General features: G+C 70.6%; 25 protein-coding genes. 13 read left to right on the forward strand and 12 right to left on the reverse strand.

Features of this window, described 5'->3' with window-relative positions:
- Nucleotides 1–1,239: putative bifunctional diguanylate cyclase/phosphodiesterase (locus tag VI238_RS06790; RefSeq protein WP_331649778.1), on the reverse strand; the 1,239-nt coding region annotated here is incomplete at its 3' end.
- A gap of 105 nt (nucleotides 1,240–1,344) precedes the next feature.
- Complete coding sequence (locus VI238_RS06795) at nucleotides 1,345–2,403, reverse strand: sterol desaturase family protein (RefSeq protein ID WP_331649780.1); 1,059 nt, start codon at nucleotides 2,401–2,403, stop codon at nucleotides 1,345–1,347.
- Between the two features lie 130 nt (nucleotides 2,404–2,533).
- Between VI238_RS06795 and VI238_RS06800 the strand changes: the two genes are divergently transcribed.
- The gene (locus VI238_RS06800) at nucleotides 2,534–3,061 is read left to right on the forward strand and encodes a hypothetical protein (protein WP_331649781.1); all 528 of its coding nucleotides are present in this window, start codon (nucleotides 2,534–2,536) and stop codon (nucleotides 3,059–3,061) included.
- 65 nt (nucleotides 3,062–3,126) lie between these two features.
- Here VI238_RS06800 and VI238_RS06805 read toward each other — a convergent pair whose 3' ends face one another.
- Both VI238_RS06805 and VI238_RS06810 read right to left on the reverse strand, forming a co-directional pair.
- Entirely contained in the window at nucleotides 3,127–3,639 is a 513-nt protein-coding gene (locus VI238_RS06805) for a DUF1993 domain-containing protein (RefSeq protein ID WP_331649783.1), read from the reverse strand.
- A gap of 226 nt (nucleotides 3,640–3,865) precedes the next feature.
- Nucleotides 3,866–4,051 carry a hypothetical protein gene (locus tag VI238_RS06810; protein ID WP_331649785.1) on the reverse strand — a complete coding sequence of 62 codons (186 nt, stop codon included), beginning with the start codon at nucleotides 4,049–4,051 and terminating at the stop codon, nucleotides 3,866–3,868.
- A gap of 52 nt (nucleotides 4,052–4,103) precedes the next feature.
- On the opposite strand from VI238_RS06810, the gene VI238_RS06815 reads away from it, so the two are divergent.
- Nucleotides 4,104–4,670 carry a hypothetical protein gene (locus VI238_RS06815; RefSeq protein ID WP_331649787.1) on the forward strand — a complete coding sequence of 189 codons (567 nt, stop codon included), beginning with the start codon at nucleotides 4,104–4,106 and terminating at the stop codon, nucleotides 4,668–4,670.
- A gap of 118 nt (nucleotides 4,671–4,788) precedes the next feature.
- A complete protein-coding gene (locus VI238_RS06820; protein ID WP_331649789.1) occupies nucleotides 4,789–5,241 on the forward strand; it encodes a YaiI/YqxD family protein in 453 nt (150 codons plus the stop codon).
- 3 nt (nucleotides 5,242–5,244) lie between these two features.
- Here VI238_RS06820 and VI238_RS06825 read toward each other — a convergent pair whose 3' ends face one another.
- On the reverse strand, nucleotides 5,245–5,955 hold the full coding sequence (locus tag VI238_RS06825; RefSeq protein WP_331649791.1) for a glutathione S-transferase family protein: 711 nt from the start codon (nucleotides 5,953–5,955) through the stop codon (nucleotides 5,245–5,247).
- Between the two features lie 167 nt (nucleotides 5,956–6,122).
- Here VI238_RS06825 and ada point away from each other — a divergent pair, with 167 nt between their 5' ends.
- The 3 genes from ada to VI238_RS06840 are packed head-to-tail and all read left to right on the forward strand — an operon-like array spanning nucleotide 6,123 to nucleotide 8,954.
- Nucleotides 6,123–7,205 (forward strand): bifunctional DNA-binding transcriptional regulator/O6-methylguanine-DNA methyltransferase Ada, encoded by a 1,083-nt coding sequence (ada, locus tag VI238_RS06830; protein ID WP_331649793.1) that lies wholly within the window; start codon nucleotides 6,123–6,125, stop codon nucleotides 7,203–7,205.
- 47 nt (nucleotides 7,206–7,252) lie between these two features.
- Entirely contained in the window at nucleotides 7,253–7,819 is a 567-nt protein-coding gene (locus VI238_RS06835) for a pyridoxamine 5'-phosphate oxidase family protein (protein ID WP_331649795.1), read from the forward strand.
- Nucleotides 7,820–7,844: 25 nt separating this feature from the next.
- Nucleotides 7,845–8,954: a PA0069 family radical SAM protein gene (locus VI238_RS06840; protein WP_331649797.1), complete on the forward strand. Its 1,110-nt coding sequence runs from the start codon at nucleotides 7,845–7,847 to the stop codon at nucleotides 8,952–8,954.
- Nucleotides 8,955–9,060: 106 nt separating this feature from the next.
- On the opposite strand, the gene lpxO is transcribed toward VI238_RS06840, so the two are convergent.
- From lpxO to VI238_RS06870, 6 genes are all read right to left on the reverse strand, one after another.
- Nucleotides 9,061–9,963 carry a lipid A hydroxylase LpxO gene (gene lpxO, locus VI238_RS06845; RefSeq protein ID WP_331649799.1) on the reverse strand — a complete coding sequence of 301 codons (903 nt, stop codon included), beginning with the start codon at nucleotides 9,961–9,963 and terminating at the stop codon, nucleotides 9,061–9,063.
- A gap of 179 nt (nucleotides 9,964–10,142) precedes the next feature.
- Nucleotides 10,143–11,318, reverse strand: coding sequence for an ABC transporter permease (locus VI238_RS06850; RefSeq protein ID WP_331649801.1), 1,176 nt, complete (start codon nucleotides 11,316–11,318; stop codon nucleotides 10,143–10,145).
- Entirely contained in the window at nucleotides 11,315–12,049 is a 735-nt protein-coding gene (locus VI238_RS06855) for an ATP-binding cassette domain-containing protein (RefSeq protein ID WP_331649803.1), read from the reverse strand. The genes VI238_RS06850 and VI238_RS06855 overlap by 4 nt, the downstream gene beginning before the upstream one ends.
- A 112-nt stretch (nucleotides 12,050–12,161) precedes the next feature.
- On the reverse strand, nucleotides 12,162–13,703 hold the full coding sequence (locus VI238_RS06860; RefSeq protein WP_331649805.1) for an alpha/beta hydrolase: 1,542 nt from the start codon (nucleotides 13,701–13,703) through the stop codon (nucleotides 12,162–12,164).
- Between the two features lie 5 nt (nucleotides 13,704–13,708).
- Nucleotides 13,709–13,903 carry a helix-turn-helix transcriptional regulator gene (locus VI238_RS06865; RefSeq protein WP_331649807.1) on the reverse strand — a complete coding sequence of 65 codons (195 nt, stop codon included), beginning with the start codon at nucleotides 13,901–13,903 and terminating at the stop codon, nucleotides 13,709–13,711.
- Complete coding sequence (locus VI238_RS06870) at nucleotides 13,900–14,298, reverse strand: hypothetical protein (protein WP_331649809.1); 399 nt, start codon at nucleotides 14,296–14,298, stop codon at nucleotides 13,900–13,902. The genes VI238_RS06865 and VI238_RS06870 overlap by 4 nt, the downstream gene beginning before the upstream one ends.
- Before the next feature lie 309 nt (nucleotides 14,299–14,607).
- Here VI238_RS06870 and VI238_RS06875 point away from each other — a divergent pair, with 309 nt between their 5' ends.
- From VI238_RS06875 to VI238_RS06890, 4 genes are read left to right on the forward strand one after another with little or no spacing between them, the layout of a single operon-like run.
- On the forward strand, nucleotides 14,608–15,099 hold the full coding sequence (locus tag VI238_RS06875) for a spore coat U domain-containing protein (protein ID WP_331649811.1): 492 nt from the start codon (nucleotides 14,608–14,610) through the stop codon (nucleotides 15,097–15,099).
- 11 nt (nucleotides 15,100–15,110) lie between these two features.
- On the forward strand, nucleotides 15,111–15,851 hold the full coding sequence (locus VI238_RS06880; protein ID WP_331649814.1) for a molecular chaperone: 741 nt from the start codon (nucleotides 15,111–15,113) through the stop codon (nucleotides 15,849–15,851).
- The gene (locus VI238_RS06885; RefSeq protein ID WP_331649816.1) at nucleotides 15,829–18,198 is read left to right on the forward strand and encodes a fimbria/pilus outer membrane usher protein; all 2,370 of its coding nucleotides are present in this window, start codon (nucleotides 15,829–15,831) and stop codon (nucleotides 18,196–18,198) included. The genes VI238_RS06880 and VI238_RS06885 overlap by 23 nt, the downstream gene beginning before the upstream one ends.
- Complete coding sequence (locus tag VI238_RS06890) at nucleotides 18,195–19,172, forward strand: spore coat U domain-containing protein (RefSeq protein WP_331649818.1); 978 nt, start codon at nucleotides 18,195–18,197, stop codon at nucleotides 19,170–19,172. The genes VI238_RS06885 and VI238_RS06890 overlap by 4 nt, the downstream gene beginning before the upstream one ends.
- Before the next feature lie 4 nt (nucleotides 19,173–19,176).
- On the opposite strand, the gene VI238_RS06895 is transcribed toward VI238_RS06890, so the two are convergent.
- Nucleotides 19,177–19,920 (reverse strand): FAD-binding oxidoreductase, encoded by a 744-nt coding sequence (locus VI238_RS06895; protein ID WP_331649820.1) that lies wholly within the window; start codon nucleotides 19,918–19,920, stop codon nucleotides 19,177–19,179.
- A gap of 82 nt (nucleotides 19,921–20,002) precedes the next feature.
- Here VI238_RS06895 and VI238_RS06900 point away from each other — a divergent pair, with 82 nt between their 5' ends.
- The 3 genes from VI238_RS06900 to VI238_RS06910 all read left to right on the forward strand — a co-directional run bounded on the left by VI238_RS06900 (nucleotide 20,003) and on the right by VI238_RS06910 (nucleotide 22,613).
- Nucleotides 20,003–20,944 carry an ABC transporter ATP-binding protein gene (locus tag VI238_RS06900; RefSeq protein ID WP_331649822.1) on the forward strand — a complete coding sequence of 314 codons (942 nt, stop codon included), beginning with the start codon at nucleotides 20,003–20,005 and terminating at the stop codon, nucleotides 20,942–20,944.
- Complete coding sequence (locus VI238_RS06905; RefSeq protein ID WP_331649824.1) at nucleotides 20,941–21,717, forward strand: ABC transporter permease; 777 nt, start codon at nucleotides 20,941–20,943, stop codon at nucleotides 21,715–21,717. Before VI238_RS06900 ends, VI238_RS06905 begins: the two co-directional genes overlap by 4 nt.
- A 197-nt stretch (nucleotides 21,718–21,914) precedes the next feature.
- Nucleotides 21,915–22,613 (forward strand): pirin family protein, encoded by a 699-nt coding sequence (locus tag VI238_RS06910; RefSeq protein ID WP_331649826.1) that lies wholly within the window; start codon nucleotides 21,915–21,917, stop codon nucleotides 22,611–22,613.
- Nucleotides 22,614–22,920: the final 307 nt, after the last annotated feature.

Here is a 22,920-nt window from a genome sequence, read left to right on the forward strand (position 1 = left end):
CAGGCCCATCTCCTCGACCACCGGGATGAACGTCGCCGGCGGCACGTTGCCGCGCGCCGGATGGCTCCAGCGCAGCAAGGCCTCGACCGCGATCGGCGCGCCCGTTTCGAGTGCGACGATCGGCTGGTAGACGAGCGTGAATCCACCCGCGTCGATCGCCGCGCGCAGATCCTGCTTGAGGCTGCGCCGCATCTGCACGTGCGTGTCCATGGCGACGTCGAAGAAGCGGTGCGTGCGCCGCCCGGCCGCCTTCGCTTCGTACAAGGCCATGTCGGCGCGCCGCGCGAGTTCGTCGAGATCGAGGCCCGCCGCGGCCGCGTGCGCGATCCCGACGCTCGCGCCGATCGTGACGCGCTGGTCCTCGATGTCGAACGGTTCGTCGAGTGCGGCCTTGATCTTCCCCGCGAGCCGATGGCCGTCCGCTTCGGCGTCGCGGCACGCCTGCAGCATCGCGAATTCGTCGCCGCCGAGGCGGGCGACGAAGACGCCGGGGCCGGTGCAGGCGGCGAGGCGCTGCGCGACGCCGGCGAGCAGCTGGTCGCCGACGCGGTGGCCGAGCGTGTCGTTGACCGTCTTGAAATCGTCGAGATCGATGTAGAGCACGTTCGCGCATTCGCCGGGCGCGAGCGCGGCGAGCGCGCGCGTCGCATGCTCGGTGAACGCGGTGCGGTTGGCGAGACCGGTGACCGGATCGTGGAACGCGAGCCGGTGCACGTGCGCCTGCACGGCGTCGTGCTCGATCGCGATCGCACAGAGATCCACGCAGCGCTCGACGACGGCGCGCTCGAACCCGGACGGCCCGCGCCGCGTGCGGTAGTAGAACGCGAACGTGCCGATCACGCGGCCGTCGCGCGACTTGATCGGGCTCGACCAGCACGCGCGCAGGCCGTACGGCAGGGCGCGATCGCGGAAGTCGGCCCACAGCGGGTCGGTCTCGATGTCGAGTACCTCGACCGCTTCGCCGCGCCACGCCGCGGTACCGCACGAACCCGCGACGGGCCCGATCGACATGCCGTCGAGCGAATGGGAGTAGGGTTCGGGCAGGCTCGGCGCAGCGAGCGAGTGGACGCGACCCTGCGCATCGACGACGAGGACGGAACAGAGCACGTCCGGCACGAGTGATTCGATGCGCCGGCACAGCAGGTCGGCGATGCGCAGCAGCGGCTCGCCGCGGGCGACCGCCTCGAGGATCTCGCCCTGGAGACGCTGCAGCGCCGCGCTGGAGCGGTCGTCGGTCATGCTCGGTTCCCATTGCCGGTGCGGGGACGCGGTATCGCATGCACGCGATCGCCCGCCGCTGACATCGAATCCCTCGTCCTCATCATACGCCGCGGGCGATCCGCCTCAAGCCGTCTCGCGCGCCGCTTCGGCGAGGGCCGGCGGCCGTCCGAAGCGATGCAGGTCCATGTGGCGGGTCGGCACGGGAACATGGTCAGGCCCGAACGCGACGTCGCCGGGGCGCCATCCGGCCGCGCACCAGAAGGCGCCCCAGAAACGGCGGAACGCGCCCCATTGCATCGCGACCACGCCGCGACCGTTGTCGGCATCCACCATCGGGTCGGCGACCCCGGTCGGTCGCGCCGGTTCGCCGTACAACGCGGTTCCGAACAGCACGTCCCAGAGCGACAGTACCTGTCCATAATTGCAGTCGTGCAGACGCGGTCGCGCCGGGTCGACGACCATGTGGTGCAGGCGATGGAACTTGGGGTCGACGAACAGCTTGTCGAGCGCGCGGCCGAAACCGAAGCGCACGTTCGCGTGCGACCAGTTCTGGGCGAGTTCGCCGACGAACATGAGCAGCGCGAACTGGTCCGGCTGCACGCCGACGACGAGGCCGACCGCAGCGAGGAACATCGACTGCAGGACGCCGTCCACGTAGCTGCCGCGGTCGTTGCTCCAGCAGCTCATCTGGCGTTGGCTGTGGTGCATGCTGTGCAGCGCCCACCACCACGGCAGCGCGTGCTGGACGCGGTGCATCCAGTAGTACGCAAAATCGTAGATCGCGTAGTAGGCGAGGAACAGCGCGAGCGGATGCTGCCGCAGCCAGGGGAACCATGCCGCCAGGCCGGCAGGCGCCTCGCTCGCGCCGCCGCCGAGCGCGTTCGCGAACGGCGTCAGCACGAGGTAGGCGAACAGCGGGTTGAGGCCGAGCAGCATCAGCCACGTGTAGGTGCGATCGACGCGGGCGAGGCGCCGGTCGGGCCAGCGCTCGGCCGGCGCCAGGCTTTCGAGCGGGCGGAAGACGAGTCCGATCACGAGCACCTGCGCCGCCGCGATCAGCAGCGCCTCGGCGATCTCGCGCGGGTCGCCGGCGAGGCCGCGCAGGTGCAGAACGGCGAGGATCGGCGTTACTGCGTGCGTGTCGACCGCGTCGACGAGCGAGTTCCATGCCGCGATGATCATGCGCGCATTCTAGCGGCGGGCGCAGCCGCCTGAACGGCGGCCGGCCCGCAGCGGGAACGTTCATTCCGCGTAAAGCGCATCGCTTCGACGATGCACCGTCGCCGCGGATGCGGCATGGAGAGGTGCACGCATGAAACGATTCGCATGGCTCATCGCGCTCGGCGCTGCCGCCGCGCTCGCCGGTTGCGGCAAGTCGCCGGAACAGGCGCAGCAGGACGTGGCCAAGGCGCGGGACGAGGCCGCGCAGGACGTCGCGAAGGCGCAGCAGAAGGCGGCGGAGACGGCGGCACAGGCGCAGCAGAAAGTCGACGCCGCGCGCGCGCAGGCGAATGCCGACGTGCAGAAGGCGAATGCCGAAGCCGGCGAGAAGATCAACGATGCGAGCGCGGATGCCGAGAAAGTCGAGCGCGACGCGAGCAAGGACGTCGCCGAGGAGCAGTCCGACGCGATGGTCAAGGACGCCAAGGCGCGCTACGACGTCGCCGTGACGAAGGCGGACGCCGATTACAACGTCGCGGTGCAGAAGTGCGGCACGCTGCCGGACGCGCAACAGGGCGCCTGCAAGGATGCGGCGAAGGCGAACGCCGAGGCGCAGCGCCAGCATGCGAAGGCCGAGCTCGACGATACCGAGACCGCCGCGGGCAAGCTGAAGCCGTAGGCCGCGCACGCGCGGTCGACGCCGACGACGCCGTGCGCGAGCACGGCGTCGTCGTTTGCGCGTCGTCAGGTCGGCAGCGGGCCGAGGAAATCCTGCTTGCCCACGTCCACGCCGTTGTGGCGCAGGATCGCGTACGCGACCGTGACGTGGAACCAGAAGTTCGGGAACGCGAAGTGCAGCAGATACGGCTGCCCCTTGAGCGTCACTTCGCCCGTGCGCAACGGCAGCGTGATCTCGCGCTCCTCGCTGCCGTCGATCTGCGACGGCGTGAACCGGCCGAGGTACTCGAGCGTGGACGCGATGCGCGCCTGGAGATCGTCGAGGGTCGCCTCGTCGTCGGGCACCGGTGGGCGCGGAAGCCCCGCGAGTCGTGCGGCGGCGCCGCGCGCATGGTCGCTCGCGATCTGGATCTGCCGCGACAGCGGCAGCATGTCCGGCGCGAGACGCGCGCCCACGAGCACTGCAGGATCGAACTTCTTCGCTTCGGCGTGCGCGGCGCCCTTGCGCAGGACCGCCGACAGCTGGGTCAGCGCGCGTTGGAACACGGGGATCGAAGCTTCGTACATCGACAGCGTCATGCGCAACTCCTCGTTGGATGGACGCGGGTACGGCGTTACGCCGCCCCGCGGTCGCTCCGACGTGGCGCCATGGCGTCGGGATACAAGTCCCGCCGCGGACGCTCGCGCGGGAGGGGTGCCGCGGCGCCGCACCCGGCGCGCGCGTCCCTCCGCTGTCGGCCCGGGCACGCGCGCGCCCTCGACGATCGCCCGCCGGTGCGCGGCGGGTCGGCCTCGCTCGCGCGGCCTACTCGTCGTCGTCGCCCGAACTGCTCGCCGCGCCGTCGTGGCGGCCGGTGTACGCATTCGGTGCGGGGTAATTCGGTCCCTGCCGCACGCGCTCCTGCTTCGCGCGCAGCACGTCGCGGAAATGCTGCATCGCGACCTCGGCGCTGACCGCGCCCGCGGCGGCGCCGCCGGCAGCCGGCAGCACGCTCGGTTTCGGCGTCGACTGTGCCGGCGCGGGTGCCGGTGCCGGTACCGGCTTGGGTGGTGCGATTGCCGGCTTCGAAACGGCCGGACGCTGCGTCGGTGCAACGTTCGCTGCAGACGCCCTCGGCGCCGGCGCAGGCACGTTCGGGCTGGCCGGGCGTGCTGCAGGAGCGGCCTTCGCGGCAGGCACCGCGTTCTTCGCCACGGCCGGCTTGGCGGCAGGCGTGTTCGCGGCGGCCGTCTTCGGGGCGGGCGCCGTCTTCGGGGCGGCGACGGTCCGGGTCGCGGCCGTGCGCGCGACGGGCTTCTTCGCCGCCTTGCGCGCCACCGTCCCGACCGCCTTCTTCGCCACGGCACGAGCAGGCGCGCGGGCGGCCTTCTTCGCAGCCTTTTTCGCGACGGACTTCGGCGCCGCCTTGCCCGTGACGGTCCTGCCGGCGGTCTTCTTCGCCGCCTTCTTCGTCGCGGCCTTCTTGACTGCCTTCTTCGCCGCTTTCTTCGCGCCGGCCTTCTTCACCGCCTTCTTCGCCGCCTTCTTCGCGCCGGCTTTCTTCACCGCCTTCTTCGGCGCGGACTTCTTCGATGCGACTCGCTTCATGTCGGTACCTCGCTGGTCGTGAACCGGCCGCACACCGATCCGCGCGGCCTTGCGTGCATAGCAGAGCCTGGATTTACCGCCGCCGAACCACGCGCCGCGCGGCAGCGCTTATCATCCTAAATCCAAACACGGCCGGAAGCATGAAGATCTGGGTCGACGCCGACGCGTGCCCGCGCGCGGTCAAGGACATCCTCTATCGCGCGGCCGAGCGGATGCGCATCGAGCTCGTGCTCGTCGCGAACCAGCCGATCGCGGTGCCGCGCTCGGTGCTGGTCAGCCGGCGCACGGTCGAACGGACGCTCGATGCGGCCGATCGCGCGATCGCCGCATGGGCCGACCCGGGCGACCTCGTCGTCACGCACGACATCCCGCTCGCGGCCGACCTCGTCGCGAAGGGCGTGACCGCGCTCAATCCGCGCGGCGAACTCTACACGGCGGAAAACGTGCGCCAGCAGCTGTCGATGCGCGACTTCATGGACAGCCTGCGCGGAGCCGGCGTCGACACCGGCGGGCCGCCGGCCTACGACGCGCGCGATGCGCGCGCGTTCGCGAACCAGCTCGATCGCCTGCTCGCACGCGTGCCGCGTGGCTGATCGTCAGCCCGGCCCGGCGACGTCGCGGCCCGCCGATGCCGGCGCAGCGGCGGAAGCCACGCGCAACGGCGCGCGCGGCAATTCCCGCGACGAGTGGGGGTCGGTCGCATACGCGTACGTGGTCGCGAGGTGACCCGGCTGCGCGCGCACGCGCGCGAGCCAGCGGTCGAAGCGGGCGAGACCGTGCACTGCGCAGCCGGCCTCTTCCGCGTGCGCGGCATACGCGAATACGGCGATGTCCGCGATCGTGTAGGCGTCGCCGGCGATGAACGCGCGCGTTTCGAGCTCGGCGTCGAGCAGCGCGAGCGCGCGCAGCGCGGCCTCGTGCTTCATCGCGACCAGCTCGGGCGGGCGCCGTCCGAGCTTGCCCGTGAGGCGCCAGTGGCGCAGCGCACCGATCGTCGATTCGACGCGCTCCTGCTCGAACGACAGCCACTGCAGGACCTTGGCGCGCGCGAACGCGTCGCCGGGAAGGTAGGGCGTACCCTCGGCGAGGAAGGCGAGGATCGCGTTCGATTCGGCGAGCGTGCGGCCGTCGTCGAGACGGATCGCCGGCACGGTGCCGGTCGGGTTGATGCGCAGGAAGTCGGCGTTCTGGCCTTCGCCGTCGAAGATCGCGACCAGTTCGGTGCGATACGGCCGACCGAGATGCGCGAGCAGCTGGCGTACTTTCCAGCCGTTCTGCGAAGGCAGGTAGTCGAACAGGGTGAACATGGCGGCACTCCGCTTGCGGGTGGCGCAGGATCGGCGCCGGGCCGGCGCGAGGCCATCCGAGCCTTGCGCCGTATCGGCGTTGCGCCCGGCCATGCGACGCAAGGCCCGGATGGCCGCCGGCTTGCAGGCGCACGAGGATGGCCCCATCGACCCGATGGAGAGAGCCCATGAACGACGCATCGAAATGGCAGGCCGTGCTCGAACGCGACGCGACGGCGGACCGGCGCTTCGTCTACGGCGTGCTGACCACGGGCGTCTACTGCCGGCCGTCGTGCGCTTCGCGCCGGCCGCGTCGGGAGAACGTCCGCTTCTTCGACGATCCGGCCGCGGCCGCCGCGGCCGGCCTGCGCCCGTGCAAGCGTTGCCGGCCACTCGAGCGCTGGCAGGACGATCCCGAGATCGCATTGCTGCTCGCGCTGTGCCGCCGCATCGACGCGGCGCCGGACGAGCTCCCCGACGGCATCGCGCTCGCGCGCGCGGCCGGCCGCGACGTGTTCCAGCTCAACCGCCTGTTCAAGCGCTACCTCACGATCACGCCCGGCGACTACATCGAGAACGCGCGCATGCGCCGCGTCCGTCACGCGCTGCGGCACTCGGCGTCGGTCACCGACGCGATCTACGATGCCGGGCTCGGCTCGAGCCGGGGCCTCTACGAGCGCGCGCCGGGCTCGCTCGGCATGACGCCGAAGCAGTATCGCAGCGGCGGCGCCGGCCTCGAGATCTCGCATGCGACCGGCACGACGCCGCTCGGCCTCGCCTGCATCGGCGCGACCGATCGCGGCATCTGTTTCCTGCAGTTCGGCGACGATCCGTCGGCGCTGCTCGCCGCGCTCGCGGCGGAATTCCCGCACGCGCGGCTGACGCCGATGCACGACGAAGCGCGGCATGCGTTCGACGCCTGGATGCGGGCGCTCAACGAGCATCTCGAGGGTCGTGCGCCCGACCTCGACCTGCCGCTGGACCTGCGCGGCACCGCGTTCCAGGTACGCGTCTGGAACTACCTGCGCCGCATCCCGTACGGCGAGGTCGTGTCCTACGGGGAAGCCGCCGCCGCGATCGACGCGCCGCGCGCGACGCGTGCGGTCGCCTCCGCGTGCGCGAGCAACCGCGTCGCCGTGCTCGTGCCCTGCCATCGCGTGATCCGCGGCGACGGCGGCCTCGGCGGCTACCGCTGGGGCCTGCCGCGCAAACGCGCCTTGATCGACGTTGAACGCCGCGCCCGCGCAGCGAGGCCGCTCACGCCCGATTAACCCCGGCGGTGCGACGGTGTGGCCCCGCCCCGAGGAGTGCGCGCCGCATGAAGATCGAGGAACAGCGCACGGCCGCGTTGCGCCATCTCGCCGGGCTCGTCGACGGCGTCGACGTCGCGATGCTGACCACCCACGCGGAGGACGGCTCGATGGTGAGCCGGCCGCTGCAGGTGCTCAAGTTCGACGGCGACGGCGAGTTCGTGTTCTTCACCGCGATCGACAGTTTCAAGGTCGCGCAGCTCGACGAGCACGCCGACGTCAATCTCGCGTTCGCCGACCCGCGCCGGCACCGCTTCGTGTCGGTACGCGGCAGCGCGCGCATCGATCGCGACCGGGCGACGATCGAGGAGCTGTGGTCGGTGCCACAGCGCGTGTTCTTCCCGCGCGGCAAGGACGACCCGCACCTCGCGGTGCTGCGCGTGCGCGTGCGCGATGCGGCCTACTGGGAGCCGGCCGGCGGCGTGGTCGCGCGCGCGCTCGACTTCGTGCACGGCCTCGTCAGCGAGCAGCCGGCCGACCTCGGCCGCCATGGCATCCTGCACGCGGCGGACGCGCGTCCGCCCGGCGATCGCCCGGCGAACACGGCCGCGCAAGCCGGCGATCGCACGCGCTGAGACGCGCCGGCGCATACTCGGCGCGATGAAGCCGACGCCGTCGCCGTCCGATCCGCTGCGCCTCGATGCCCCCGTGCGCATCAAGGGGCGCGGCGCGGCGTCGAATCCCGAAGGTCGTTTCGAAGCCATCGGCAAGACGCGCGAGGACGACGGCTGGCATCGCGACGACGAGTCGACGCCGCGACCCGGCACGATCGTCACCGTCGAGCGTGCGCGCTCGATCGTGAGCCGCAACGACTCGCCCGACATCCATTTCGAGCAATCGGTCAATCCGTACCGCGGCTGCGAACACGGCTGCGTCTACTGCTACGCGCGCCCGTCTCACGGTTACCTCAACCTGTCGGCCGGCATCGACTTCGAGACGAAACTCTTCGCCAAGACGAATGCGGCGGAACTGCTGCGCATCGAGCTCGGCAAGCGCGGCTATGCGTGCTCGCCGATCAACCTCGGCGCCAACACCGACCCGTACCAGCCGATCGAGCGGCGCTGGCGCATCACGCGGTCGGTGCTCGAGGTGCTCGCCGAGTGCGGCCATCCGTGCACGATCATCACGAAGAGCGCGCTGATCGAACGCGACCTCGACCTGCTCGTGCCGATGGCGCAGGCGCGGCTCGTGCACGCATTCGTCTCGGTGACCTCGCTCGACAACCGCCTGTCGAGCGCACTCGAGCCGCGCGCGAGCGCGCCGCACCGGCGCCTCGAGGCCGTCGCGGCGCTCAATGCGGCCGGCGTGCCGTGCGGCGTGCTCGTCGCGCCGATCATCCCGATGGTGACCGACCGCTGGATCGAGCAGATCCTCGAACGCGCAGCCGCGGCAGGCGCGCGCCACGCGGGTTACACGATCCTGCGCCTGCCGCACGAGCTCAAGGACCTGTTCCGCGACTGGCTCGCGCTGAACGTGCCCGAGCGCGCCGGGCACGTGATGAGCCTGATCCGGCAGATGCGCGGCGGCAAGGACAACGACGCGCGCTTCGGTTCGCGCATGCGCGGCGAGGGCGAGTTCGCCGGACTCGTGCGCCAGCGATTCCGCCTCGCCTGCCGCCGCCATGGCATCGATGCGCAGCGCGACCTCGGCCTCGACACGTCGCGCTTCAGGCCGCCGCGCGCGGCGTCGCCGCAGGGGGAGCTGTTCTGAGCGAGGTGCGAGGTTTTCAAGCGGGCCGGCACGATGGACGTCCGTGTCGGCATGCGAGGCCACGGAAGCGAGGGCGGGACCTGCGCGCAGCCCCGGGCCCTCGGCGTCAGCGCACGAACACGAGCCAGGCGAGTGCGCCGATCGCGCCGAACTTGACGACGTAGTACACGTGCTTGTTCCACGCGCGCAGGCGCTTGGCCGGCTGGCGCAGTGCGTAGAAGTACGCGAATGCGCGATTGAGGCCGCCGGTGCGGTCGGCGTCGGTATTGGGCGAGCTCGCCGCGGCGACGAAATGGCGCGCGACGAAACGGTTGAGCGCAGCCGCCCAGCGCCAGCGCATCGGTCGCTCGATGTCGCAGAACAGGATGATGCGGTCGTGCGCGGTCGCGTTCTCGGCACGATGGATGTAGGTCTCGTCGAACATGACGGCTTCGCCGTCGCGCCAGCTGTAGCGCTCGCCGTCGACCTCGATGTAGCAGCCGTCGTCACCCGGCGTGACGAGCCCGAGGTGGTAACGCAGCGAGCCTGCGTACGGATCGCGGTGGCGGCGCAATTCGCCGCCGGGCGGCAGTTCGGCGAACATCGCGGCCTTCACGGTCGGGATGCCGCGCAGCAGTTCGGTCGTGCGCGGGCACAGTTCGCGCGCCGACGGATGCGCATCGTCGTACCACTTGAGGTAGAACCGCTTCCAGCCGCGCCGGAAGAACGAGTTGAAGCCGACGTCGTTGTGGCGATCGGACGCCTTGATCTGCTGCGCCGCGCGCAGCGCGAGCGCCTCGTCGCGGATTTCCTGCCAGCGCTCGCGCAGCGGCGCGAGTTCGGGGAAGCGCTCGACCTCGACGTAACGCCCGTTGGGGACGCGCGAGCATGCGTACAGCAGCACGTTGAGCGGCGCCATGAACGTCGAGTGGTCGGTGATCTGGCGCGCCAGACGCAGCCGCACGCGGCCGCGAAAGTGCACGTAGGCCGCACATGCGAGGAACACCACGAGGACGACCCACTTGATCACGCCAGTCTGCTCCGGCAGGCGAACGGCGCCCGCGGCCGCGTAGGATAACGCCGACCGCGCTGCGCGGCAGCATGGTCGTTCTGCTGCGGCGGCGGTTCGAGCGCGATGATCGGCGGCGCGGCTGGCCGCTGTCGGCGCATCGCGGCGTCCTCGGACCCTGCGCCGCTGGCGCGGACGCGTCAGGCGGAGATCGCGAGACGTTCGCTGCGGTACACCCAGGCCGTGACGAGGCAGGCGAGCAGCGCGGCGAGTGCGGTCGCGCCGAAGCAGAGGCCGAGCTGGTACGGCGCGATCGGGTCGCCGCGCAGCATGCGCATGATCGTGACCTGCTGGCCCATCAACGGCACCGCATACATCCAGGTCTGCGTCTTGAGCGGGAACAGCGACAGCAGCAGGGTCGGGATCACCGGCACGAACATCAGCAGCGACAGATAGGTCTGCGCTTCGCGGAAACTCTTCGCGAACGCCGCGGCGAGCGTCTGCAGGCTCGCGAGCAGCACCACGAGCGGCAGCATCACGAACAGGGTCGCGAGCGCGAACTTCGGCCCCAGTTCGAGGCTCATGCCGAGCTTCGCGGTCGGCAGGAACCGGCCCGCGATCGAGAACGCGACGATGCCGAGCACGAGGCTCGTGAACGCGAATGCGGCGGTCGCGCCGAGCTTGCCGGCGAGGATGCCGCCGCGGCCGACCGGATTGACGAGCAACGGTTCGAGCGATTGCCGCTCGCGCTCGCCCGCGGTGGTATCGATCGCGAGCGCCATGCCGCCGATGAACACGCCGAGGATGAAGAAGTACGGCAGCATGCCGAACAGGGTGCCGCTGCGCGCCTGCGCGGTCGACTGGTCGCGCTCGGCGACGGCGAGTGGCCGCGTCACGTTCGGCGATACGCCGCGCGCGACGAGGCGCAGCGCACCGGTCTGCTGCGCGTACGCGTCGAGCAGCGCGTGCAGGCGCGCGACCGAACCTTGCGCGTCCCGCTGCGACTGGTCGTAGACGAGCTCGACCTGCGCCGGGTCGCCCTTCGCCCAGGCCTCGCCGTAGCCCGCGGGGATGCGCAGCACGAGGTCGACGTCCTGGTCGCGCACCGCGCGCTCGGGATCGGCCGGCGCGTCCTTGATCTCGACGCCCGCGCGACGCAGCGCAGCGACGAGATTGGGCGCATTCGCGGCACCCGCGACGGGCACCGGCAGCGGCTTGTCCGCCTTGTCGAGCTCGCGCGTGACCGCGGCGTTGATGATGAGCACGAACATCAGCGGCGCGAGCAGCGGGCCGGTCAGCAACGTGTTGATCACGGTGCGGCGATCGCGCAGGTTCTCGCGCACTTCCTTCCAGAACACGGTCAGCGCGGCCCTCATGCGGCGAGTCCTTCTTCCGAGCCGATGATCGTCACGAACGCGTCCTCGAGGGTCGCCGCGCCGGTCTGCTCGCGCAGCGTTTCGGGCGCCGCGTCGGCGACGACGCGCCCGCGCGCGATGACGACGATGCGGTCGCACAGCGCGCCGACCTCCTGCATGATGTGGCTCGAGAACAGCACGCAGCGACCTTCCTGCCGCAGGCGCAGCATGAACGTGCGCATTGCGCGCGTCGCCATCACGTCGAGCCCGTTGGTCGGCTCGTCGAGGATCACGTTGCGCGGGTCGTGCACGAGCGCGCGCGCGATCGCGGTCTTGACCCGCTGGCCCTGCGAGAAGCCCTCCGTGCGGCGATCGACGATATCTCCCATGTCGAGCGCCTCGACCAGCGCATCGATGCGCCGGCGGCGCGTCGGCGCATCGATGCCCTGCAGGCGCGCGAAATACTCGATGTTCTCGTACGCGGTGAGGCGCTTGTAGAGGCCGCGCGCGTCGGGCAGCACGCCGAGGCGGTGGCGCACCGCCGCAGGCTCGCTCGCGGCATCGATGCCGTCGACGAGCACCTCGCCGCGATCCGGCTTCATGAGCGTGTAGAGCATGCGCAAGGTGGTGGTCTTGCCAGCGCCGTTGGGGCCGAGCACGCCGGTGATCTCGCCGTCGCGGGCGACGAACGAGACGCCGTCGACCGCGGTCACCGGGCCGAACGCCTTGTGCAGATCGCGTGCCTCGATCATGGCGAGCGCCCCTCGTGCAGCGCGTACGAGCGCAGGCGATGCCCGCCGCTGGCAGGCCGCGTGACGGGCGCCCGATGGCGCGTGCTGCAGTGGCGTGCGGACCGGGAAACGTTCATGGCGCGGCTCCGTTGAAGTCGATGAATGCAGGTTGCGCGGAGAAATCCGCGATGCATCCCGCATCGAGCGCGGCCGCGTCGAGCGTGTCAACGAAGCGCGCGACGAGCCGTGGCAGGCAGCCGCGTCCCATGACGCTGTGGCCCTGCCCCGTGGCGATGAGCACGCGCGCGTGCGGCAGGCCGCGCGCGATCCGTTCGGCGTAGCGCGGCGGCGTCACCGGGTCGAACTCGCCGGCGAGCAGGAGCACCGGCAAGTCGGTCGCGAACGGCGCGTGGAAGTCGTCCGCGCGCGTCCCGTGCGGCCAGATCGCGCACTGCGCGCGCAGGGTCTGCAGGAACTCGCTGCCGAGCAGGGTCGACGCATCGTCGTCGGCCGGCGGCAGCAGGTCGGCATCCTCGCTGCAGATCACCGAGAGCTGCATCGCGTTCTCGGCGAGGCTTTCGAGGTCGCGACCGAGCATGCGGATCTGGCCCGCGAGCGAGGCGTAGTCGCCGCCCTGCGCGCGCGCGATGCCGAGCGGCAGCAGCGCGCTCGTCTCGGGCAGGTACGCGTACATGCGCACGAGGCCGGCGAGCACCGCCGGGCCGATGCGCATCGAGCGTTGCGCATGGTCGAACGGATCGCGGTAGGCGACGTCCACCGGCTTCGCGCGCAACGCTTCGCGCAGGCGCAGCAGGTTCGCCCACGGATCGCCGTACGCCTTCGCGCACGCGGGCGTCGCGGCGCATGCGCCGAACTGCGCCTTCAGCGCGTCGTCGAGGTTGCGCGCGAACTCGGCGCCGAGCGCATGCTCGTTCGGCACCGCGCTGTCGAGCACGACGCTGCGCACCGCCTGCGGATGGCGCATCGCGTACTGTTGCGCGACGCGCGTGCCGTAGGAGACGCCGACGAGGTCGAACTGCGGCCCGCCGAGCGCGAGGCGCACGGCCTCGAGGTCGCGCAGCGCGTCGCCGGTGGTGTAGAAGCGCGGATCGGCATGCGCGGAAACGGTCGCGAGGCACGCGCGCGTCTGCGCGCGCACGCGCTCGGGGTCGAACGCCTGCTCGGTCTCGTCGCCGTCCCGCGTGCAGTTGAGCGCATTCGAGCCGCCCGTGCCGCGCTGGTCGAGCAGCAGCACGTTGCGGCGCTCGAGCAACGGCGCGAAGCCGCCGCGCGCGCGCGGCCAGGCTTCGATCGCGGCCTGCCCCGGCCCGCCTGCGAGCAAGACGACGAGGTCGCGCTCGGCCAGCGCGGCGCTGCCGCGCACGAGCGCGAGCCTGAGATCGATCCTGCGCCCGTCCGGACGCTGCCAGTCCTCCGGCACCTGGAACGGCGCGCACCAGGCTGCGGTGGTCGCGGCGCCTTCGCCCGTTTCGAGTTCGCACGGCGCGAACCTGAGCGAGCCGAGCGTGAAGCCGCGCTCGCCTGGCGTCTGCACGATGTCCGCGCCCGGCGCGGCGCGGCCGTCGTGGCCCGCGGGCCGCCACAGGATCCGGCCGGCAACGGCGGCGATCGCGATCGTGATCGCCGTGGCCCTGAGCACCTTGCGCGTGTCCATCGTCCTCATTCCTCGGGGTTGAAGATCGCCTCGATCGGCTTGCGGAACAGCCGCGCGATCCGGAACGCGAGCGGCAGGCTCGGATCGTACTTGCCGGTCTCGATCGCGTTGACGGTCTGGCGCGAGACCGCGAGCTGTTCGGCGAGTTCGCCCTGCGACCAGCCCTTGACCTCGCGCAGCGCGCGCACCTGGTTGTTCATCGATAGCGCCGGTGCGCCCACAGCTGCGCAAGCATGTACACGCCGATGAGCAGCGGCGACGCGAAGATCATGCGTACCGGCATGACGCCGGCGCCATCGAGCAGGCCGAGCGCGAGCAGCAGCGGCACGCCCGCCGCGAGCGCGGAGGTGGCCGCTTCGAGCTCGATCCGCTGGCGCAGCTCGTCGGTCGCGCGGATGCGCCGGAACTCGAGCACGACGAAGCCGACCACGGGCAGTACCGGCGCCACGGCCGCGGCCACGCGCGCCGAGGGTGCCGCGAAGCGCGGGCCGTAAACGAGCGCGAGCACGATCGTGCCGAGGTAGAGCAGCATCAGCAGCGCGCTGAGCCGCCAGTAGCGCGGAGTCGTACCGGCGCAAAGATAGTCGCGGATCATGCGCACCGCCTGTCAAGTTCGCTTGACACCATGCTGCACCCGGGCCGGCCGTGTGTCAAGCGTCCTTGACAGAGTCCGCGTCCATTGGCGCGCTTGCACAGAATTTGACCCAAGGCGGGGCGCGAATGCGACGTTGCCTGCCCGCTCGCGCCCGTGGATTGTCAGGCTATGCCGAAATGTGACGTGGTTCGCATTTGGCACACCCCTTGCTTAAGTCTCGGCACCCTGCGCTTGCCGACGATCCGAAGGGTCGATTTCGCCTGATGCGGGACTCCGTCCCTCGGGACCCTACAGAGAAAGGCTCAGCACATGAACGTCAAACTCTCCGGCGCGATCGCGCTGGCTGCCCTCGGCTTCGCCCTCGCCACGGCGCAGGCCGCGACCGTCACCAACACGATGCCGGTCAAGATCACGATCCAGAACGCCTGCAACGTCACCACCACGGCCCCGACCACGCTCGACTTCGGCACGCAGGGCCCGCTGGTCGCGAACATCGACCAGACCTCGACGATCACCGTCACCTGCACCAATCTCGCCCCCTACAACATCGGCCTCAACGGCGGCGTCAGCGGCAGCGTGACCGCGCGCACCATGATGAACGGCACGACGCCGGTGAACTACGCGTTGTACCGCGACAGCGCGCGCACGCTGAACTGGGGCAACACCGTCGGCACCGATACACTGGCCGGCAGCGGCAACGGCACGGCGCAGTCGGTCACCGTCTACGGCCGCGTGCCGCCGCAGACCACCCCGGCCGCCGGTGTCTACACCGACAACGTCACGGTCACGGTCACCTACTGAGGGCTGCCACCATGCGTCGGAACGTCGTCTGCGGCATCGTCCTGGCGGCACTGCTCATGACGGCGGGCAAGGTGGGTGCGTCCGGTCTCCAGGTCGCACCCATCGGCCTCGAATTCACGCCCTCGAGTTCGGCGCAGGGGCTTTGGCTCACCAATACCGGCGATCGCGAATTGCGCGCGCAGGTGCGCGTGTTCCATTGGACGCAGGCGGGCGGCAAGGACGAACTCGCCGCCAGCCAGGGACTCGTCGCGAGTCCACCCATGCTCGAGCTCGCGCCCGGCGCGCGCCAGCTCGTGCGGATCATCCGCACCGGCGGCGCACCGTCCGGCGCCGACGAGGATGCATTCCGCGTGCTCGTCGACGAACTTCCGCAGGCGGCGCAGGCGCAGTCGAGCGGGCTGCAGTACGTGCTGCGCTATTCGATTCCGGTGTTCGTCTCCGGCGCGCCGGTGCCCGACGCCGACGTCGCCGCGGCCCTGCAGTGGTCGCTCGAACGCGACGGCGATGGCGCGGCGCTGGTCGCGCGCAACAGCGGCGCACGCCATGTGCAGATCAGCGACCTCGAACTGCGCAGCGGCAACGGCGATGCGCTCGAGTCGCGCAGCGGACTGTACGGCTACGTGCTGCCGGGCATCACGATGCGCTGGCCGCTCACGGCGAAGCCGGACCGGCTCGGCGGCCCGTTCGCGATCAAGGCGAAGGTCAATGGCAAGGCGATCGATCAGGCACTTGCAGTCGGCCTGCCTCGCTAGCGCCCTGCTGCATGGGCTCGCGACGGCCGCACCGGATCCGGGCCCGACGCCCGACCCGGTGCCCGACCCGTCGAGCCTCACGGTGATCCCCGAGCGCGCGTCCGCGGGCATCGGCCAGGATCTCTACCTCGAGGTCGTGCTGAACGGCAACCCGACGCGCAAGATCGCGCATTTCATCCGCGACGGCGAGCGCGTGCGCGCGAGCGCGGCCACGCTGCGCGAACTCGGCTTCCGGCTGCCGGGCCGCGACGGCGACGCCTCGCTCGACCTGCACGACATCGCGGGCACGTCGTTCCGCTACGACGAGGAGCGCCAGCGCATCGAGATCACGGCGCCCGGCGACCAGCTCGAACAGGCGACCTCGATCCTCAACGCGACCGTCGCCGCGGTGCCCGAGCCGCAAGCATCGCCGGGCGCGCTGCTCAACTACGATCTCTACGGCACGCGCGACACGCACGACGCGCTCGGGCTTTCGGCGTTCGCCGAGCTGCGCCTGTTCAATGCGTGGGGCGTGCTCTCCAATACCGCGCTGTCGCGCGTGACCGACTCGCCGGGCAGCGGATGGGGCGCGGACTCGATGCGACTCGACACGACCTTCAGCCGTTCGTTCGTCGACCGCGCGATGACCCTGCGCATCGGCGACGCGATCAGCGGCAACCTGTCGTGGACGCGCGCGACGCGCTTCGGCGGCATCCAGCTGCAGCGCAACTACGCGCTGCAGCCCGACCTCGTCACGTTCCCGGTGCCCGCGTTCTACGGCGAAGCCGCGCTGCCCTCGACGGTCGACCTCTACATCAACGGCCTCAGGCAGTACAGCAGCCCCGTGCCGGCCGGTCCGTTCCAGCTCAATACGGTACCGATCGTCAACGGCAACGGCCAGGCGCAGGTCGTGATCACCGACGCGATGGGCCGGCAGAACACGCTCGACTTTTCGTTCTACACGGCGAACCAGCTGCTGCGCAGCGGCCTCACCGACTTCTCGGTCGAAGCCGGTTACGTGCGCAAGGGTTACGGCGTCGACTCGTTCTCGTACGCGCACGACCCGGCCGCGAGCGGGAGCGCCCGCTACGGCGTCGCGGACTGGCTCACCGTCGAGGGTCATGCCGAAGCGGGCGCCGGGCTCGCCAACGCGGGCGCCGGCGCGGTGCTCGGCGTCGGCCGCGCCGGCATCGTCGACCTTTCGTTCGCAGGCAGCCGCGACCACGGCGAGCACGGCACGCAGGCGCAGTTCGGCTACACCTGGCGCAACGACCGTTTCAACTTCGCTCTCGACACCACGCGCACGTTCGGAAGCTATCGCGACGTCGCCGCCGCGTACGGCCGGGCGCCGCCTCGCCGCTCCGACCGCGCGCTCGCCGGCGTCATGCTCGGCCGCGCCGGCAGCCTCGGCGCCAGCTACGTCGAGCAGCGCTATCCGGGCGAGGAGCGCTCGCGTTTCGCGAGCGGCTACTACTTCGTCGCGCTCGGCCGGCGCTGCTCGTTCTCGCTCAGCGCGAACCAGAACCTCGACGACCATCGCGACCGCAGCGTGTTCGCGGGACTCACCTTCAGCTTCGACGACAACCGCTCGCTCGGCGTGTCCGCGCAGCACGACATCAACGGCAACGCGGTCGTGCTCGACGCGACCCGACCGATCAACCCCGACGGCGGCTACGGTTGGCGCGTGCGTGCCGAGGACGGCAGCAACGGTCACGGCGGGCAGGCCGAGATCGGCTACCGCGCCGCGCAGGCGCAGTTGCTCGGCGGCATCGAGAACCGCGACGGCGAGACCCGCGCGTACGGCGACGCGAGCGGCGCGCTCGTCTTCATGGACGGCCAGCTGTTCGCCTCGCGCCGCATCGACGACGCGTTCGCGGTCGTGTCGGCGAACGGCGTCGAGGGCCTGCCCGTGCTGCTCGAGAACCGGCCGATCGGCACCACCGACGCACGCGGCGACCTGCTCGTGACGCCGCTCAATGCGTACCAGCGCAACAAGCTGTCGATCGATCCGATGCAACTGCCGGCGGACGTCCGCATCGACCGCGTCGATGCGCAGGTGACGCCGTCGGACCGCGCCGGCCTGCTCGTGCGCTTCGGCATCGAGACCGTGCGCGCGGCGTCGATCGTGCTGCACGACGCGAACGGCAAGGCGCTGCCGGTCGGCAGCCTCGTGAGCCTCGCCGGCAAGCCCGCATCGGCGACCGCGGTCGGCTACGACGGCGTCGTCTACCTCGAAGGCCTCGCCGCGCACAACACGCTCGCGGTACAGACGCCGACCGGCACCTGTTCGGTCGCGTTCGACTACGACGCGCCGGCCCGTACGGTGCCGGTGATCGGCCCGCTCGCATGCACCGGGAGTACCCGATGAAACCTTCCCTCCGCATCCTCCTCATACTCGTGGCGAGCGGCTTCGCGACGTCGGCGACGGCACAGAGCGTCAACTGCACCGCGTCGATGAGCAACGTCGCATTCGGCACGGTCAACCCGCTGTCGAGCCTGACGACCGCGAACGCGACGCTCAACTACACCTGCACCAACAGCGCGACCTCGACGCGCTACGCGACGGTCTGCTTCAGCATCGGCGACGGCGCGCAAGGCGCCGGGCAGACCAATCCGCGCGAGATGCAGGACGCGGGCGGCGACGTGCTGCAGTTCCAGCTGTACCAGAACGCGTCGTACTCGACGGTCTGGGGCAGCACGTTCTTCGGCGTGTTCAACACGCCGTACATGGTCAATCTCACGATCCCGCGCCGCACCGGCGGTACCAACGGCTCGGTCAGCGGCAGCGCGACGATGTACGGGCGCGTCAATGCGGGGCAGATCGCGGCCGTGCCCGGCAACTACCAGGACAGCTTCGCCGGCGGCCATACCGCGCTCACGATCAACGAGGCCACCGGTTCGCCGCCCGGCAGTTGCGACACGACGATCGACAGCAATTTCGGTTTCACGGTGACCGCGACCGTCGCCAAGCAGTGCAGCGTGACGGCGACGCCGCTCGACTTCGGCACGGTGGGCCTGCTGCTCGCCAACACCCTGGGCACCTCGACGATCGGCGTGCAGTGCTCGAGCGGCAGCGCCTGGAACGTCGGTCTCGACAAGGGCAGCAACGGCGCCTCGATCACCACGCGCAAGATGGCGTCGGGCACGAACCTCGTCGGCTACCAGCTCTACTCGAACGCGGCGCGCACGACCGTGTGGGGCGACACGGTCGGCAGCAACACGGTCGCCGGCACCGGCAACGGCAGCGTGCAGAACCTCACCGTCTACGGCAGCGTGCCCGCGCAGACGACGCCCGCGGCCGGCACCTACAACGACACGATCACCGTCACCGTGACCTACTGACCGCTCAGCGCGACGAGACGTATTTCTCGCGACGGATGTGCGGCACCGGCAGGCCGGCTTCCTTGAGCATCGCGAACGCCTCGTCGACCATGTTCGGGTTGCCGCACAGGTAGGCGATATCGGTCGCGGCATTCGGGCCGAGTTCGCCGAGCGCGACCTGCGCACGGCCATGGCGATCGTGCGGTCGTGGCACCGCGCGCGGCGTGCGGCTGAGGCACGGATGGAACGTGAAGCCGGGCACCTCGCGCGCGAACGCCTCGAACTCCTCGCCGTACAGCAGCTCGGTCTCGTTGCGCGCGCCGTAGACGAGCGCAAACGTGCAGCCGCGCGACTGCGTCAGGGCGCGGATCTGCGGCAGCATCGCGCGATACGGCGTCACGCCGGTGCCGGTCGCGACCAGCAGGTAGCGCGCGTTGGTGTCGCCGTCCATGAGGCAGAAACGCCCGTACGGGCCGCTCGCCTCGATCGTGCCGCCTTCGTCGAGCGTCGACAGCAGTTCGGTCGCGGCGCCGCCCTCGACGTAGGACACCGCGATCTCGATGCGTTGCACGGGCGCCTTGCCGTCGCCCACGGTCGCGACCGAATAGCTGCGCTTGGTCGGCTTGCCGTCCGCGTAATGGAAGTGGACCTGCACGAACTGGCCGGGCACGAACGCGAACGGCGCACCGTCCTCGCGCTCGAACGCGAGGTGGCGGACAGTGGGGGCGAGCATGTGGCTCGCGGCGAGGCGGAGCTTGAAATGTTCCATCGAGGCAGCAGGTAGGGCGCGCGAACGGCCCGCTATACTAGCAGGCCGCCGGAAACGACCCCCACCGGCCCACGCAGCCTCCATGACCATGACCCCCGCGCTCGACGTCGTCGAGCTCAAGAAGACCTACGCGAACGGCGTCGAGGCGCTCAAGGGCGTCTCGCTGCGCGTCGAGCCCGGCGATTTCTTCGCGCTGCTCGGCCCGAACGGCGCCGGCAAGTCGACCCTGATCGGCATCCTGTCCTCGCTCGTCAATCCGAGCAGCGGCGACGCGCGCATCTTCGGCGTGTCGATCCGCGAGCAGCGCAGCGCCGCGATGCGCCTGATCGGCCTCGTGCCGCAGGAGCTCAACTTCAACATGTTCGAGAAGCCGTTCGACATCTGCGTGAACCAGGCGGGCTTCTACGGCATCCCGCGCGCGGAGGCGGGCGAGCGCGCCGAGAAGTACCTCAAGCAGCTGCAGCTGTGGGACAAGGCGTTCCAGCCCTCGCGCACGATGTCGGGCGGCATGAAGCGGCGCCTCATGATCGCGCGCGCGATGATGAGCGAGCCGAAGCTGCTCATCCTCGACGAGCCGACCGCGGGCGTCGACATCGAGATCCGCCGCTCGATGTGGAAGTTCATCAGCGCGATCAACGCGGCCGGCACCACCGTGATCCTAACCACGCACTACCTCGAGGAAGCGGAGCAGCTCTGCCGCAACATCGCGATCATCGACAAGGGCCGCATCATCGAGAACACGTCGATGAAGCAGCTGCTCGCCAAGCTCGACGTCGAGACCTTCGTGCTCGACCTCGCCGAGCCTTGCGCGAGCCTGCCCGACGTGCCGGGCGTCGCGCTCGTGCGCGTCGACGAACACACGCTCGAGGCGGAGATGTCGCGCGAGCACGACCTCAACTCGCTGTTCGCCGCGCTGTCGCAGGCCGGCATCACCGTGCGCTCGATGCGCAACAAGGCGAACCGGCTCGAGGAACTGTTCGTGCGCCTCGTCGAGGCCGGCTCGGCCGGCAAGGTGGCCGCATGAGCACGGCCACCAACCTCGTCGCGCTCGGCACCATCACCCGGCGCGAGGTCTCGCGCATCCTGCGCATCTGGTCGCAGACCCTGCTGCCGTCGGCGATCACGATGACGCTGTATTTCGTCATCTTCGGCCGCATGGTCGGCAGCCGCATCGGCGAGATCGCCGACGGCATCCAGTACATCGACTACATCGTGCCCGGCCTCATCATGATGGCGGTCATCACGAACAGCTACGGCAACATTTCCTCGTCGTTCTTCGGTTCGAAGTTCGGCCGTTACGTCGAGGAGATGCTCGCCTCGCCGATGCCGAGCTGGGTCATCCTCACCGGCTACGTCGCGGGCGCGGTGCTGCGCGGGCTCATCGTCGCCCTGATCGTGCTCGCGATCTCGCTGTTCTTCACCCGCATCCACCTCTACCACCCGTGGGTCACGCTCTCGACCGTGCTGCTCACCGCGGTCGTGTTCTCGCTCGCAGGCTTCGTCAACGCGGTCTACGCGAAGAAGTTCGACGACATCGCGCTCGTGCCGACGTTCGTGCTCACGCCGCTGACCTACCTCGGCGGCGTGTTCTATTCGGTCAACCAGCTCGGCTCGCCGTGGCGCGAGATCAGCCATGCGAACCCGATCCTCTACATGGTCAACGCGTTCCGCTACGGCCTGCTCGGGGTCAGCGACATCCCGATGTGGACCGCGTACGCGGTCATGCTCGCGTTCGCGGTCGCACTCGGCGCGATCGCGCTGACCCTGTTGCGCCGCGGCGTCGGCCTGCGAAGCTGACGAGTCGGTCGGCGGCACGCGCCAGCCGCGTACCGCCCCTACCGGGCGGCTTCCGCCTTCGCCGCGGAATGCCTGGGCGGGCGCTGCGGCGTGCGTCCACGCGAACGCTGCGTCGCCGCCATGCCCACTGGTGCGCACGCCGCGCGCGACCTACCTTGTTTCGAGCGGTGCCCGACGCGGGCACGTAGGAAACGACGATGATCGAACGCAGACCGTTCAACCAGCTCGGCGGAGCCGACCACGGCTGGCTCAAGGCGAAGCACCACTTCTCGTTCGCGGGCTACCACGACGCCGGGCGCATGGGCTGGGGCAACCTGCGCGTGTGGAACGACGACGAGATCGCCGCGCAATCGGGCTTCCCGCCGCATCCGCACGCGGACATGGAGATCATCACGTACGTCCGCGACGGCGCGATCACCCATCGCGACAGCCTCGGCAACGAGGGCCGCACCGCCGCCGGCGACGTGCAGGTCATGAGCGCTGGCAGCGGCATCCAGCATGCGGAGTACAACCTCGAGAACGAGACCACGCGCATCTTCCAGATCTGGATCCTGCCGACGCGGCGCGGCGGCGAGCCGTCGTGGGGCGCGCGGCCGTTCCCGAAGGGCGATCGCTCGGGACGCTTCGTCGCGCTCGCGAGCGGCATCGCCGGCGACGGCGACGCGCTGCCGATCCGGACCGACGCGCGCGTGCTCGGCGCGACGCTGAAGGCGGGCGAGGCGGTGCGCTACGACCTCGGCGCGGGCCGCCATGCCTATCTCGTTGCGGCCGCGGGAAGCGTCGAAGTCGACGGCGTGCGCATCGACGCGCGCGACGGCGCCGCGATCCGCGATGTCGACGCGTTCGCGGTGACCGCGCTCGCGGACGCCGAGGTCGTGCTCGTCGACAGCGCCTGAGCTTCGATCGGCGTGGGGTCCGTGCGCCACGCCGACCGCCGTGCGACGCCGTCGACCCGCCGGATTCGGCTGGACATCGCGCGCGCTTGGCCTCGATCGGCGCGCCGAGTCCGCCTATGATGCGCGGTTGCGGAGGCGCGGAAGGATGACGTGCAGCGTTCATGTCGCATCGGCGCCAGCCTGGCGATCGGATTCCTCGGCGCCGGGCCGACGCCGGCGCGGGCGCTGACACCGCTGCCGCTGCCGGACGTTCCGGTCGGATTCGCCGACGCCGCGCTGCCTGGCGTCGTCAATGCGATCGCCGTGC

This window comes from Dokdonella sp. (genome assembly GCF_036518555.1).
Lineage (GTDB): Bacteria > Pseudomonadota > Gammaproteobacteria > Xanthomonadales > Rhodanobacteraceae > Dokdonella_A.

What these genes read in the sequence shown, in the direction of transcription:
- VI238_RS06900 (WP_331649822.1), top strand. Translation starts at nt 20,003, where the DNA reads ATGACCATGACCCCCGCGCTCGACGTCGTCGAGCTCAAGAAGACCTAC.
- VI238_RS06820 (WP_331649789.1), top strand. Translation starts at nt 4,789, where the DNA reads ATGAAGATCTGGGTCGACGCCGACGCGTGCCCGCGCGCGGTCAAGGAC.
- VI238_RS06850 (WP_331649801.1), bottom strand. Translation starts at nt 11,318, where the DNA reads ATGAGGGCCGCGCTGACCGTGTTCTGGAAGGAAGTGCGCGAGAACCTG.
- VI238_RS06865 (WP_331649807.1), bottom strand. Translation starts at nt 13,903, where the DNA reads ATGAACAACCAGGTGCGCGCGCTGCGCGAGGTCAAGGGCTGGTCGCAG.
- ada (WP_331649793.1), top strand. Translation starts at nt 6,123, where the DNA reads ATGAACGACGCATCGAAATGGCAGGCCGTGCTCGAACGCGACGCGACG.
- VI238_RS06835 (WP_331649795.1), top strand. Translation starts at nt 7,253, where the DNA reads ATGAAGATCGAGGAACAGCGCACGGCCGCGTTGCGCCATCTCGCCGGG.
- VI238_RS06875 (WP_331649811.1), top strand. Translation starts at nt 14,608, where the DNA reads ATGAACGTCAAACTCTCCGGCGCGATCGCGCTGGCTGCCCTCGGCTTC.
- VI238_RS06800 (WP_331649781.1), top strand. Translation starts at nt 2,534, where the DNA reads ATGAAACGATTCGCATGGCTCATCGCGCTCGGCGCTGCCGCCGCGCTC.
- VI238_RS06860 (WP_331649805.1), bottom strand. Translation starts at nt 13,703, where the DNA reads ATGGACACGCGCAAGGTGCTCAGGGCCACGGCGATCACGATCGCGATC.
- VI238_RS06880 (WP_331649814.1), top strand. Translation starts at nt 15,111, where the DNA reads ATGCGTCGGAACGTCGTCTGCGGCATCGTCCTGGCGGCACTGCTCATG.
- VI238_RS06890 (WP_331649818.1), top strand. Translation starts at nt 18,195, where the DNA reads ATGAAACCTTCCCTCCGCATCCTCCTCATACTCGTGGCGAGCGGCTTC.
- VI238_RS06795 (WP_331649780.1), bottom strand. Translation starts at nt 2,403, where the DNA reads ATGATCATCGCGGCATGGAACTCGCTCGTCGACGCGGTCGACACGCAC.
- VI238_RS06905 (WP_331649824.1), top strand. Translation starts at nt 20,941, where the DNA reads ATGAGCACGGCCACCAACCTCGTCGCGCTCGGCACCATCACCCGGCGC.
- VI238_RS06805 (WP_331649783.1), bottom strand. Translation starts at nt 3,639, where the DNA reads ATGACGCTGTCGATGTACGAAGCTTCGATCCCCGTGTTCCAACGCGCG.
- VI238_RS06825 (WP_331649791.1), bottom strand. Translation starts at nt 5,955, where the DNA reads ATGTTCACCCTGTTCGACTACCTGCCTTCGCAGAACGGCTGGAAAGTA.
- VI238_RS06870 (WP_331649809.1), bottom strand. Translation starts at nt 14,298, where the DNA reads ATGATCCGCGACTATCTTTGCGCCGGTACGACTCCGCGCTACTGGCGG.
- VI238_RS06840 (WP_331649797.1), top strand. Translation starts at nt 7,845, where the DNA reads ATGAAGCCGACGCCGTCGCCGTCCGATCCGCTGCGCCTCGATGCCCCC.
- VI238_RS06855 (WP_331649803.1), bottom strand. Translation starts at nt 12,049, where the DNA reads ATGATCGAGGCACGCGATCTGCACAAGGCGTTCGGCCCGGTGACCGCG.
- VI238_RS06910 (WP_331649826.1), top strand. Translation starts at nt 21,915, where the DNA reads ATGATCGAACGCAGACCGTTCAACCAGCTCGGCGGAGCCGACCACGGC.
- VI238_RS06895 (WP_331649820.1), bottom strand. Translation starts at nt 19,920, where the DNA reads ATGGAACATTTCAAGCTCCGCCTCGCCGCGAGCCACATGCTCGCCCCC.